The organism is Mycobacterium sp. E136 (genome assembly GCF_001666865.1).
In the GTDB taxonomy this organism is placed as follows: domain Bacteria; phylum Actinomycetota; class Actinomycetes; order Mycobacteriales; family Mycobacteriaceae; genus Mycobacterium.
The window spans coordinates 64,695-76,272 of the sequence record NZ_LZJE01000036.1 but is presented as its reverse complement, the minus strand read 5'-3'; the positions used below and the strand labels follow the sequence as shown (position 1 = coordinate 76,272).

Below are 11,578 nucleotides of genomic sequence, written 5' to 3'. Positions count from 1 at the left end.
CGACACCGCCGCGCTCCTGGCCCGGTTCACCGGTGTCCGGACGTGCACCAAGAAGCTGGGGCGCACCGCGGTGCACGGTCCGGCCTGCCCCGAACGCGAGCTGTCACCGTGCCCGGCGCCACGCGATGCGAGCACCGCCGAGTACGCCGGGACGATCGCCCAGGCCGCCGACCTGATGGCCGGCCGCGACAGCAGCGCCATGGCCGCCGTGCTGGCGCATATCGCGGATCTCGCCGACCGCGGCCGCTACGAGACGGCGGCGCGGGTCCGCGATCACGCCGCCGCCGCGATCGACGGGCTGTGGCGCGGGCAGCGGCTGCGGGCGCTGGCCGCCGTCACCGAACTCGTGGCGGCGCGTCCCGACGGCAGCGGCGGTTGGCACCTCGCGGTGGTCCGCAACGGGCAGCTGGCCGCCGCGGGCAACGCCCCGCGCGGTGTCCCACCCATGCCGGTCGTCGACGCGATTTGCGCTGGCGCACAAGCCGTTCTGCCGTCGCCGGCGCCGTTGGGCGGCGCACTGGTCGAGGAGACCGCGTTGATCGCGCGGTGGCTGCATCAGCCCGGTGTGCGCATCGTGCGCGCCGACGACGGCTACTGCACGCCCGCGCACGCGGCGGGCCGGTGGGCGGCGTGGGCCGCGTCGGCGCGCTCGGCCCGTGTCGCTGCCGAGCAGATCGCCGGCTCAAGCCTGTTGACTGAACCGCACCCAACGCGCGAGGAGGTGTTCGGCCGCCCCGGAGTCGATGGCCTCGGCCGCCTTGGCCAGCCCGCTCTCCCAGGCGGGCAGCCATTTGGCGTCGCTGGCTAGCCCCGCGTGCGCCACCAAAGCGCCTGCGGCGTTGAGGATCACCGCGTCACGCACCGCGCCCGGCGCACCGCCGAACACCGCGCGCACCGACGCCGCGTTGGCCTCGGCGTCGCCACCGACGAGTTCGGAGATCTCCGCGCGGGCGAACCCGAATGCGGCCGGGTCGAACTTCAGCCGCTCGACCGTGCCCGCCTGCACCCGCCAGATCGTGCTGGTCGTGGTGGTGGTGAGTTCGTCGAGACCGTCGTCGCCGTGCACCACCAACACACTCGACCCCCGGCTCGCGAAGACGCCGGCCATCACCTCGGCCAGCTCACCCCATGCGCACCCGACCAGCCCGGCCCGCGGCGAGGCCGGATTCGTCAACGGGCCGAGCAGGTTGAAGACCGTCGGCACCCCGAGTTCGCGGCGTACCACACCCGCGTGCCGGTACGACGGGTGGAAGTGCGGCGCGAACGCGAACCCGATCCCGACCTCGGCGACGCTGCGCGCGACCTCGTCGGGTCCGAGGTCGATGCGCACCCCCAGCGCCTCGAGCGTGTCGGCTCCGCCCGAGAGCGACGACGCGGCGCGGTTCCCGTGCTTGATCACCGGCACGCCGGCGGCCGCGACGACGATCGCCGCCATCGTCGAGAGGTTCTGGGTGTTGGCGCCGTCCCCGCCGGTGCCCACCACGTCGACGGTCGCGGTGCCGATCACGTCCGTGGGAACCCGCCGCGCGTGTTTGAGCATCGTGTCGGCCAGTTCGGTCACCTCGGCCGAGGTCGGGCGCTTCATCCGCATCGCCACCCCGAAACCGGCGATCTGAGCGGGCGTGGCCGCGCCGGTCATGATCTGATCCATCGCCCACGCCGCCTGTCCGGTCTCGAGCGACTGGCCGGTGGTGAGCCGGCCGAGGATCCGGGGCCAGGTGAAGGGATCGGGTTTGTCCGTATGAGCCACCTCGCGATTATGACGAAACGCCGACCCGGGTGGAGATCGACAACTACAAAGCGTCATACTTGCTCCTGTGACGAGCGCTGTAGGGACCTCGGGAACCGCAATCACGTCGCGAGTACATTCGCTGAACCGGCCGAACATGGTCAGTGTCGGCACCATCGTCTGGCTGTCCAGCGAGCTGATGTTCTTTGCTGGCCTGTTCGCGATGTACTTCACCGCGCGTTCGCAATCGGGCGGCGAATGGCCGCCACCACCGACGGAGCTGAACCTCGCCCAGGCCGTGCCGGTCACCCTGGTGCTGATCGCGTCGTCGTTCACCTGCCAGATGGGTGTGTTCGCCGCCGAACGCGGCGACGTGTTCGGGCTTCGCCGCTGGTACGTCCTGACCTTCGCGATGGGCCTGTTCTTCGTCCTCGGCCAGGGCTACGAGTACATGCACCTGGTCCAGCACGGCACCACCCTCTCCAGCAGCGCCTACGGCTCGGTGTTCTACCTGGCCACCGGCTTCCACGGCCTGCACGTGATCGGCGGTCTCGTCGCGTTCCTCATCCTGCTGGCCCGAACCCGGATGAGTAAGTTCACTCCGGCTCAGGCCACCGCGGCGATCGTGGTGTCGTACTACTGGCACTTCGTCGACATCGTGTGGATCGCCTTGTTCGCCACCATTTACTTCGTCCGTTGACCGGCTCCGATACCGGTCCGATGAGAAGGGGTTCGATGACCGACAAGTCGCGCCGTCGGCTACGCAGGCGCCTGTCAGGTGCTGTGCTGCTGCTGCTCGGACTGGGCGTCGCGGGCGGTCTGGCCGCCACCCTCACGCCCTCGCCGCAGGTTGCGGTCGCCGACGAATCGCAGTCGGCGCTGTTGCGCACCGGTAAGCAGTTGTTCGACACCTCGTGCGTGACCTGCCACGGTGTCAACCTGCAGGGCGTGCCGGACCGCGGGCCCAGCCTCATCGGCGTCGGCGAGGCGGCGGTGTACTTCCAGGTCTCCACCGGCCGCATGCCCGCGATGCGCGGCGAGGCCCAGGCTCCACGGAAGGCGCCGGTGTTCGATGAGGCCCAGACCGACGCGCTCGGGGCCTATGTTCAGGCCAACGGCGGCGGCCCCGTCGTCCCGCGTGACGCAAATGGCGGGGTCGCGCAGGAGTCCCTGCTCGGCGACAACGTCGCCCGCGGCGGCGACCTGTTCCGGTTGAACTGCGCATCGTGCCACAACTTCACCGGTAAGGGCGGCGCCTTGTCGTCGGGTAAGTACGCGCCCGACCTCGGAGAAGCCAACCCCGCGCAGATCTACACCGCGATGCTCACCGGTCCGCAGAACATGCCCAAGTTCTCGGACCGACAGCTGACACCGGAAGAGAAGCGCGACATCGTCGCCTACGTCCGCGAATCGGCGGAGACCCCCAGCTACGGCGGCTACGGCCTCGGCGGGTTCGGCCCGGCGCCCGAGGGCATGGCGGCCTGGATCATCGGCATGGTGGCCGTCATCGCCGCGGCCCTGTGGATCGGAGCGCGAGCATGAGCGAGCCGGGCAACGGCACCGAGAACACCCCGAAGGGCACCGACGCACCCGGCCAGGCCGGTGTGCCGGGACAGCCCACGGACGCCGAGCTGGCGTCGATGTCACGTGAGGAGCTCGTCGAGCTCGGCGGCAAGCTGGACGGCGTCGAGATTGTCTACAAGGAGGACCGCTGGCCGGTCGCCGGCACCAAGGCCGAGAAGCGCGCCGGGCGCGTGGTCTCGTATTGGCTTCTGCTGGGCGGCTTTTCGGGCTTGGCCCTGCTGCTGGTATTCCTCTTCTGGCCGTGGGAGTACAAGCCCTACGGGTCCGAGGGTGAGTTCCTGTTCAGCCTCACCACGCCGCTGTACGGGTTGACCTTCGGGTTGTCGATCCTCTCGATCGGCATCGGCGCGGTGCTGTACCAGAAGAAGTTCATCCCCGAGGAGATCTCGATCCAGGAACGCCACGACGGCGCCTCCCCCGAGATCCACCGCAAGACAGTTGTGGCGAACCTGACCGACGCCGTGGAGGGCTCGACGATCAAGCGCCGCAAGCTCGTCGGGCTCTCGCTGGGAATCGGCCTTGGCGCCTTCGGCCTCGGCACTCTGGTGGCGTTCGCGGGCGGCCTGATCAAGAACCCGTGGAAGCCGGTCGTGCAGACCGCCGACGGCAAGAAGGCCGTGCTGTGGACGTCGGGGTGGACCCCGCGGTACAAGGGCGAGACGATCTACCTCGCCCGCGCCACCGGCACACCCGGCGAGTCCCCGTTCGTCAAGATGCGGCCCGAGGACATCGACGCCGGCGGCATGGAGACCGTCTTCCCGTGGCGCGAGGCCGACGGCGACGGCACCACGACCGAGTCGCACCATCGCCTCTCCGAGATCGCCATGGGCGTGCGCAATCCCGTCATGTTGATCCGGATCAAGTCGCAGGACCTGCCCCGGGTGGTCAAGCGCAAGGGTCAGGAGAGCTTCAACTTCGGCGACCTGTTCGCGTTCACCAAGGTCTGCTCGCACTTGGGTTGCCCCTCTTCGCTTTACGAGCAGCAGTCCTATCGCATCCTCTGCCCGTGCCACCAGTCGCAGTTCGACGCGTTGCACTTCGCTAAACCCATATTCGGCCCGGCTGCGCGCGCGTTGGCGCAGCTGCCCATCACCATCGACCAGGACGGGTATCTCGTCGCCAACGGCGACTTCATCGAACCCGTCGGGCCGGCCTTCTGGGAACGGAAAACAGCATGAGTCCGAAATTGCCGAAACCGCCGAACGTCGCCGAAATCGCTGCCCACCAAGGGAATGCGATCGACTCGCGCTACCACCCGTCCGCGGCGGTACGACGCCAGCTGAACAAGGTGTTCCCGACCCACTGGTCCTTCCTGCTGGGCGAGATCGCGTTGTACAGCTTCATCGTCCTGCTGATCACGGGCGTGTACCTGACGCTGTTCTTCGACCCGTCGATGGCGGAGGTCACCTACAACGGCGTGTACCAACCGCTGCGCGGTGTGGAGATGTCGAAGGCCTACGCGTCGACGCTCGACATCAGCTTCGAGGTTCGCGGCGGGCTGTTCGTCCGTCAGATCCACCACTGGGCCGCGTTGTTGTTCGCGGCGGCGATCATGGTCCACCTGGCCCGCATCTTCTTCACCGGCGCCTTCCGGCGCCCGCGCGAGGCGAACTGGGTGATCGGGGCCCTGCTGCTGATCCTGGCGATGTTCGAGGGCTACTTCGGCTACTCGCTGCCCGACGACCTGCTCTCGGGCATCGGACTGCGGGCCGCGCTGTCGTCGATTTCACTCGGCATGCCGGTGATCGGCACCTGGTTGCACTGGGCGTTGTTCGGCGGCGACTTCCCGTGCGGCGGAGTCGGATACATGTGCAGCGAGGACGGATACTGGATCCCCAGGATGTACGCGCTGCACATCCTGCTGATCCCCGGAATCATGTTGGCGCTCATCGGGCTTCACCTGGCCCTTGTGTGGTTCCAGAAGCACACCCAGTTCCCCGGCCCGGGCCGCACCGAGACCAACGTCGTCGGCGTGCGCGTCATGCCGGTGTTCGCGGTCAAGTCGGGCGCGTTCTTCGCGATGACGGTCGGCATCCTCGGCCTGATGGGTGGTCTGCTGACGATCAACCCGGTCTGGAATCTCGGGCCCTACAAGCCATCCCAGGTGTCGGCGGGTAGCCAGCCGGACTTCTACATGATGTGGACCGAGGGTGTGGCGCGTATCTTCCCGCCGTGGGAGCTCTACTTGGGCAACTACACCGTCCCGGCCTCGACATGGGTGGCGCTGTTCATGGGCCTGGTGTTCATGCTGCTGATCGCCTATCCCTACATCGAGAAGAAGCTCACCGGCGACGACGCGCACCACAACCTGCTGCAGCGTCCGCGTGACGCTCCGGTGCGAACCGCGTTGGGCGCGGCCGCGATCTCGCTGTACATGCTGTTCACGCTGTGCGCGATGAACGACATCATCGCGCTCAAGTTCCACATCTCGCTGAACGCGACGACGTGGATCGGCCGCATCGGCATGGTGGTGCTGCCCGCGATCGTTTACTACATCGCCTACCGGTGGGCCGTCGGCCTGCAGCGCAGCGACCGTGAGGTGCTCGAACACGGCATCGAGACCGGCATCATCAAGCGGTTGCCGCACGGTGCCTACATCGAGCTGCATCAGCCGCTGGGACCGGTGGACGAGCACGGTCACCCGATTCCGTTGGAGTACCAGGGCGCTGCCCTGCCGAAGCGGATGAACAAGCTGGGCTCCGCGGGAGCGCCGGGTACCGGTGGCTTCCTGTCGGCCGATCCGATCGAGGAGCACGAGGCGCTCACCGCCGCTCTGCACGCCGGCGAGCGCAGGGCGCTCACCGCGCTGGCCGAGCACCAGGCGCGCACCGGCTCGTCGAACGGGCACGGCTCACGCGATGGGGATTCGTCCAACGGCCATCACTGACAGGCCGTTGGCACAAACGAAAAAGGACTACGCGCCCTGCTGATCAGCAGGGCGCGTAGTTCTTTGAGGTAGAACCACGGCACGACCGGCATGGCGAGCGTGACCAGAGCGGTCAGCACGTAGAAGACCCACGCGGCGACGTCGCTGTCGATCGCCATCAGGTAAGTGGCGATACCGATGGTGACCATGGCGATGCCGATCGCGCACGCGATGACCGTCGCGCACCGCAGCCACAGCAGGTCGACCGCCGCCGAGCCCGGTTCCGGCGCCTCGAGCGTGCGCTGCTGGCGCGGCGCGGCGTACGGCAGCTTCTCGGTGGCAGGCGTCGGATCGACCCCCGGCGCGCGACCCGCGGCCGCCGGGGCGGGTCCCGTGCCCTGCGGCTGCGGCTCCTCCAGCGCTTCGCGCCGGGCCCGCAACAACAGCGGGACCGCGCCGATGATCACCACCGCGGAGATCCCGATGATGGTGTAGAGCAGCCACGGCGTCCCGGCGTCCCCGGAGGACTCGGCGTGCCCCCTGCCCAGGTCCACCAGCGCCACCGTCGCGGCGACTCCGGTGCCGAGCGCGACCAGCCAGATCGCCGCGCACGAGCCGAGCAGAATGCGGTCGGTGCGGTCGAGTTCGCTGGGATCCAGTGCGGGGGTCAATCGCGAGCGCCCCGACGCGTCGGTTTCGTAAGTCATCAGCAGCTGGTCTGTGCGGCGTTGTTGGTGTTCGAGGACAGCACGGTGCCGTCACTCGTGGTGATCGAGCAGTTGAGCCGGCTCACCAGGAACAGGCTCGACGCCTGCACCGACCCGACCTCGGACTGCGAGATCGGCGTGACGGTCAGCGACCACGGGATGTACACGTTGCGCTGCGTCCGGCTGCGTCCCGACGCGTCGATGTAGGTCACGGTGATGATGTCTCCCGGTGCTTTTGTTCCGGTCACCGAATAGGTGACCTGTCGGGGGCCCGAGCGTGTCGTGGTGGGCGGCGGCGCCGGTGGTGCAGTGGTCTCCGGCGCCGGCGGTGGCGGCGGCTCGGCGGGTGCGGGCGCCGGAGGCGGTGGCGGCGGCTCCTCGGTCACCGTGACCGTTTCCGGCGGCGGAGGCGGCGGCTCCTCGCTCGTCGGCGGCGGAGGCGGGGGTGGTGGCGTCGTCGTGGTGATCTCGTCCTGCACAGGGGGCGCCACCGTCGTAGTCGAGGCCTCCGGGGTGGCGAGGTTGTCGGTGTCGGTGCGGGTCACCAGCACCGAGACGGACGCCACCAGGGCGATCGCCGCGATGATCGCCGCCACGCCGACGACCCACGGCCACCGGGGCGGCGCGGGCTGGTCGACGGCGTCGGCCGGTTCGTAGTGGTCGTAGTCGTACAGCGACGAGTCGGCCGGCACATAGGGGCCCGCGGTGAAATGCTCCGACTCCGGCGCCGAGTACGCCCGCGAGTGCAAGTCGGTTTCGCTGGTGTCCGGCGCGGGTTGATCGCCGGCGATGGGATCCGGTTCGGAACCTCGCTCCTGGCCCGTCAAGTCCGAACCTTCGTCATCCGGGGGATTCGGCCCGCTCATCTACGCCTATCCTTCTCGACTACTCCACCGGCGCCTGCAGCGCATCGCCGACTCGGCCGGCGCGGTCCATTGCCCGCGCGGCCAGCGCGGCCGACCGTGCCTCGGCAACACTACCCAACGGCGTCACCGCGGGTGATCACCCGGCACGGTTGCCGCGCGAGTGGTGGCTCGATTGTGACCTTGCGCTGCGGCGCCGACCGGCAAGGTGGACGATCCGACCGGTCAGTGCTTCTCGGGGCCGGTGTAGTACTCGAATGTCAGGGCCGCGACCGTCGTGATCACGAAGCAGGCACCGGCCACGATGAGCCACGGGAGCCAGATCGCCACGCCGACGGCAGTGATCGACACCGACAGCGCGATGAAGATCGGCCACCAGCTGTGCGGGCTGAAGAAGCCCAGCTCGCCGGCGCCGTCGCTGATCTCGGCGTCCTCATAGTCCTCGGGGCGGGTGTCGAGGCGCCGCGCCACGAACCGGAAGAACGTGCCGGTGATCAGGGTCAGGCCGGCGGTGAGCACCAGCGCGGTCGTGCCTGCCCACTCGATGCCGCCGTACTGGAACATCGCCGTCAGCACCGCGTAGACCACCGCGGCGAGGATGAAGAACGCGGTCAGGAACTCGAACAACCGGGCTTCGATATGCATGTGGTGTCCCTACTTGCTGGCCTGCGTGAGCTGGGGTGCCTGCTCGCCGCGGCGGGTGTCGAACGGCTTCGTGGTGACCGCGGTCGGCGGCTGGTTGATCGCCTGCAGCGCTTCGGCGTTCGTCTTACCGTCGATGCGCTGCTGCAGGTACGCCTTGAAGTCGTTGGGCTCCACCACACGCAGCTCGAAGTTCATCATCGCGTGGTAGGTGCCGCACATCTCGGTGCAGCGCCCGACGAACGCGCCGGTCTGGTTGATCTCGCTGATCTGGAACGTGTTGTCGGAGTTGTTGGCCTCCGGGTTCGGCATCACGTCGCGCTTGAACAGGAACTCCGGCACCCAGAATCCGTGGATGACGTCCGCCGAGGCGATCTGGAACTGGATGCGCTTGCCGGACGGCACCACGAGCACCGGGATCTCCGAGGACGTGCCGAGCGTCTCGACCTTGTCGAACGCCAGGTACGAACGGTCCTGCGGGTGCTTGCCGGCGATCACGCCGAATTCGCTGCCGTGTGAACCCTCTTCACCGCCGTGCTCGCCCTGCAGCCCCTCCGGGCCGGACGCCACCGCGGCGGCACGCTCCGGGTCGGCCCCGTCGTAGGTGAAGGTGCCGTCGGAGAAGTCGACCTTGTTGTAGCCGAACTTCCAGTTCCACTGGAAGGCGGTGACGTCGACGACGACCTCCGGGTTCGGCTCCTCGTGCAGCAGCTTCTCCTGCACCACCACGGTGAAGTAGAAGAGCACCGAGATGATCAGGAACGGGACGACCGTCAGCACCAGCTCCAGCGGCATGTTGTAGCCGAACTGGCGCGGCAACTCGGTGTCGGTCTTCTTGGCCCGGTGGAACGCCGAGGTCCAGAAGATCAGGCCCCACACGATCGCGCCAACGACGAGCGAGGCGATCACCGAACCGATCCACAGTTCGCGGTTGACGTGCGCTTCGGGCGTGATGCCCTTGGGCCATCCCAGGCCCAGCACCTCCGACCAGCTGCAGCCGCTGAGCAGCAACGCTGTAGCACCCAGGACGACTGCCAGCGACGCGGTTCGCGCCGCCGCCTTCAGCCCGCGAGGTGTCACGTTGGAGCCTCCTAGAAGTCAGTGACGCGCGACCGCGGTGCGGTCGTTTTCTGGAGCGAATACTACGCAGCGTAGACCACGCCCGGGTGGCGGTCTCAACACACCTCACCTTCTCGTATCTATCTCGCTATCTCGTGTGCGCGGGCCGTTAGGCATACTGGCGCCGTGTGCGGACTGCTGGCCCTGTTGCGTGACCCGTCCGCTGACGTCTCCCCCGCGCTGATCGACGCGGTGTCGGGCGCGTCGCACCTGATGCGCCACCGCGGCCCCGACGAGCCCGGGACCTGGTCGGATGACCGCGTCGTGCTCGGGTTCAACCGGCTGTCGATCATCGACATCGCGCACAGCCACCAGCCGCTGCGGTGGGGACCGCCGGAGACGCCCGACCGCTACGTGCTGGTCTTCAACGGCGAGATCTACAACTACCTCGAGTTGCGCGAGGAACTGACCGCCCGCCACGGCGTGGTGTTCAACACAGACGGCGACGGCGAGACGATCATCGCCGCGTACCACCACTGGGGCACCGACGCGTTGACCCGGCTGCGCGGCATGTTCGCGTTCGCGCTGTGGGACACCGTGAGCGGCGAGCTGTTCTGCGCTCGCGACCCGTTCGGCATCAAACCGCTGTACCTGGCCAGCGGTCCCGGCGGCACGGCGGTGGGCAGCGAGAAGAAGTGCCTCCTCGACCTCGCCGACGAGCTCGGCCTGGACCTCGGCATCGACCAGCGCGCCGTACAGCACTACACGGTGCTGCAGTACGTGCCCGAACCGGAGACCCTGCAGGTCGGCATCCGCCGGCTGGAGTCGGGAAGCTACGCCCGCATCCGTGCGGGGGCGCACCCCGAGGTGACGCGCTACTTCCATCCGCGGTTCTCCGCGGTGCCGTTCGTGGCGGGCAAGGAGTCCGAACGCTACGACGAGATCACCGCGGTGCTCGAGGATTCGGTCGCCAAGCACATGCGCGCCGACGTGACCGTTGGCGCGTTTCTGTCCGGCGGCATCGACTCGACGGCCATCGCAGCGCTGGCCATGCGCCACAACCCGCGGCTGATCACGTTCACCACGGGCTTCGAGCGCGAGGGCTTCTCCGAGGTCGACGTCGCGGTGGCCTCGGCCGAGGCGATCGGCGCCCGGCACGTGGCCAAGGTCGTCAGCCAGGGCGAGTTCGTCGCGGCGCTGCCCGAGATCGTCTGGTATCTCGACGAACCGGTCGCCGATCCTGCGCTGGTGCCCTTGTTCTTCATCGCCCGTGAAGCGCGCAAACACGTCAAGGTGGTGCTCTCGGGCGAGGGCGCCGACGAACTGTTCGGCGGCTACACCATCTACCGGGAACCGTTGTCGCTCAAGCCGTTCGAATACCTGCCGCGCCCGCTGCGCCGGTCACTCGGGCGGGCGTCGCGGCCGCTGCCGGAGGGGATGCGGGGCAAGAGCCTGCTGCACCGCGGTTCGCTCACGCTCGAGGAGCGCTACTACGGCAACGCGCGCAGCTTCTCCGACGAGCAACTGCGCGCGGTGCTGCCCGGTTTCCGCCAGGAGTGGACGCACACCGACGTGACGGCGCCGGTGTACGCCGCGTCGCAGGGCTGGGACCCGGTCGCGCGCATGCAGCACATCGACCTGTTCACCTGGCTGCGCGGCGACATCCTGGTCAAGGCCGACAAGATGACGATGGCCAACTCACTGGAACTGCGGGTGCCGTTCCTGGACCCCGAGGTTTTCGCCGTCGCCTCACGACTGCCGTATGACCAGAAGATCACCAGGGCGACAACGAAATTCGCGCTGCGACGGGCGTTGGAGCCGATCGTTCCCGAGCACGTGCTGAACCGGCCGAAGCTGGGCTTCCCGGTGCCGATCCGGCACTGGCTGCGGGCCGGGGAGCTGCTGGACTGGGCGCACTCGATGGTGAGCTCGTCGCAGGCGGGCGATCTGGTCGACCTCGCCGCGGTGCGCACCATGCTCGAGGAACACCGCAGCGGCACAAGCGATCACAGCCGCCGGCTGTGGACCGTGCTGATCTTCATGCTGTGGCACGCGATCTTCGTCGAGCGCAGCATCACCCCGCAGATCGGCGAGCCGACCTACCCGGTGCAGCTCTGATCCTCGAGCG

Annotated in this window: 10 protein-coding genes; 5 read left to right on the top strand and 5 right to left on the bottom strand. The window is 68.4% G+C overall.

The genetic code is table 11. The features are described from left to right. Positions 1 to 682 precede the first annotated feature (682 nt). Positions 683 to 1,750 carry an anthranilate phosphoribosyltransferase gene (gene trpD / locus A5698_RS02985; RefSeq protein WP_068293137.1) on the bottom strand — a complete coding sequence of 356 codons (1,068 nt, stop codon included), beginning with the start codon at positions 1,748 to 1,750 and terminating at the stop codon, positions 683 to 685. A 67-nt stretch (positions 1,751 to 1,817) separates the two neighbouring features. On the opposite strand from trpD, the gene ctaE reads away from it, so the two are divergent. The 4 genes from ctaE to qcrB are packed head-to-tail and all read left to right on the top strand — an operon-like array spanning position 1,818 to position 6,200. Further along, positions 1,818 to 2,429: an aa3-type cytochrome oxidase subunit III gene (ctaE, locus tag A5698_RS02980; protein WP_082963929.1), complete on the top strand. Its 612-nt coding sequence runs from the start codon at positions 1,818 to 1,820 to the stop codon at positions 2,427 to 2,429. 20 nt (positions 2,430 to 2,449) lie between these two features. Further along, positions 2,450 to 3,271, top strand: coding sequence for a cytochrome bc1 complex diheme cytochrome c subunit (gene qcrC, locus A5698_RS02975; RefSeq protein ID WP_197506613.1), 822 nt, complete (start codon positions 2,450 to 2,452; stop codon positions 3,269 to 3,271). Continuing rightward, positions 3,268 to 4,491 (top strand): cytochrome bc1 complex Rieske iron-sulfur subunit, encoded by a 1,224-nt coding sequence (qcrA, locus tag A5698_RS02970; protein ID WP_068293131.1) that lies wholly within the window; start codon positions 3,268 to 3,270, stop codon positions 4,489 to 4,491. Before qcrC ends, qcrA begins: the two co-directional genes overlap by 4 nt. Further along, a complete protein-coding gene (gene qcrB, locus A5698_RS02965; protein ID WP_068293128.1) occupies positions 4,488 to 6,200 on the top strand; it encodes a cytochrome bc1 complex cytochrome b subunit in 1,713 nt (570 codons plus the stop codon). Before qcrA ends, qcrB begins: the two co-directional genes overlap by 4 nt. On the opposite strand, the gene A5698_RS02960 is transcribed toward qcrB, so the two are convergent. The 4 genes from A5698_RS02960 to ctaC all read right to left on the bottom strand — a co-directional run bounded on the left by A5698_RS02960 (position 6,194) and on the right by ctaC (position 9,471). Beyond that, on the bottom strand, positions 6,194 to 6,886 hold the full coding sequence (locus tag A5698_RS02960) for a DUF2561 family protein (RefSeq protein ID WP_068293125.1): 693 nt from the start codon (positions 6,884 to 6,886) through the stop codon (positions 6,194 to 6,196). The two genes, qcrB and A5698_RS02960, sit on opposite strands and share 7 nt — an antisense overlap. After that, a complete protein-coding gene (locus tag A5698_RS02955; protein WP_068293123.1) occupies positions 6,886 to 7,752 on the bottom strand; it encodes an MmpS family transport accessory protein in 867 nt (288 codons plus the stop codon). The genes A5698_RS02960 and A5698_RS02955 overlap by 1 nt, the downstream gene beginning before the upstream one ends. A 222-nt stretch (positions 7,753 to 7,974) precedes the next feature. Then, positions 7,975 to 8,394 carry a cytochrome c oxidase subunit 4 gene (locus tag A5698_RS02950; RefSeq protein ID WP_067087756.1) on the bottom strand — a complete coding sequence of 140 codons (420 nt, stop codon included), beginning with the start codon at positions 8,392 to 8,394 and terminating at the stop codon, positions 7,975 to 7,977. A 9-nt stretch (positions 8,395 to 8,403) separates the two neighbouring features. Continuing rightward, on the bottom strand, positions 8,404 to 9,471 hold the full coding sequence (gene ctaC, locus A5698_RS02945; protein WP_067087758.1) for an aa3-type cytochrome oxidase subunit II: 1,068 nt from the start codon (positions 9,469 to 9,471) through the stop codon (positions 8,404 to 8,406). Between the two features lie 165 nt (positions 9,472 to 9,636). On the opposite strand from ctaC, the gene asnB reads away from it, so the two are divergent. Next, positions 9,637 to 11,568, top strand: coding sequence for an asparagine synthase (glutamine-hydrolyzing) (gene asnB / locus A5698_RS02940; RefSeq protein ID WP_068293110.1), 1,932 nt, complete (start codon positions 9,637 to 9,639; stop codon positions 11,566 to 11,568). The last annotated feature ends 10 nt before the right edge of the window (positions 11,569 to 11,578 follow it).

What these genes read in the sequence shown, in the direction of transcription:
- qcrA (WP_068293131.1), top strand. Translation starts at nt 3,268, where the DNA reads ATGAGCGAGCCGGGCAACGGCACCGAGAACACCCCGAAGGGCACCGAC.
- A5698_RS02960 (WP_068293125.1), bottom strand. Translation starts at nt 6,886, where the DNA reads ATGACTTACGAAACCGACGCGTCGGGGCGCTCGCGATTGACCCCCGCA.
- A5698_RS02955 (WP_068293123.1), bottom strand. Translation starts at nt 7,752, where the DNA reads ATGAGCGGGCCGAATCCCCCGGATGACGAAGGTTCGGACTTGACGGGC.
- qcrC (WP_197506613.1), top strand. Translation starts at nt 2,450, where the DNA reads ATGAGAAGGGGTTCGATGACCGACAAGTCGCGCCGTCGGCTACGCAGG.
- qcrB (WP_068293128.1), top strand. Translation starts at nt 4,488, where the DNA reads ATGAGTCCGAAATTGCCGAAACCGCCGAACGTCGCCGAAATCGCTGCC.
- A5698_RS02950 (WP_067087756.1), bottom strand. Translation starts at nt 8,394, where the DNA reads ATGCATATCGAAGCCCGGTTGTTCGAGTTCCTGACCGCGTTCTTCATC.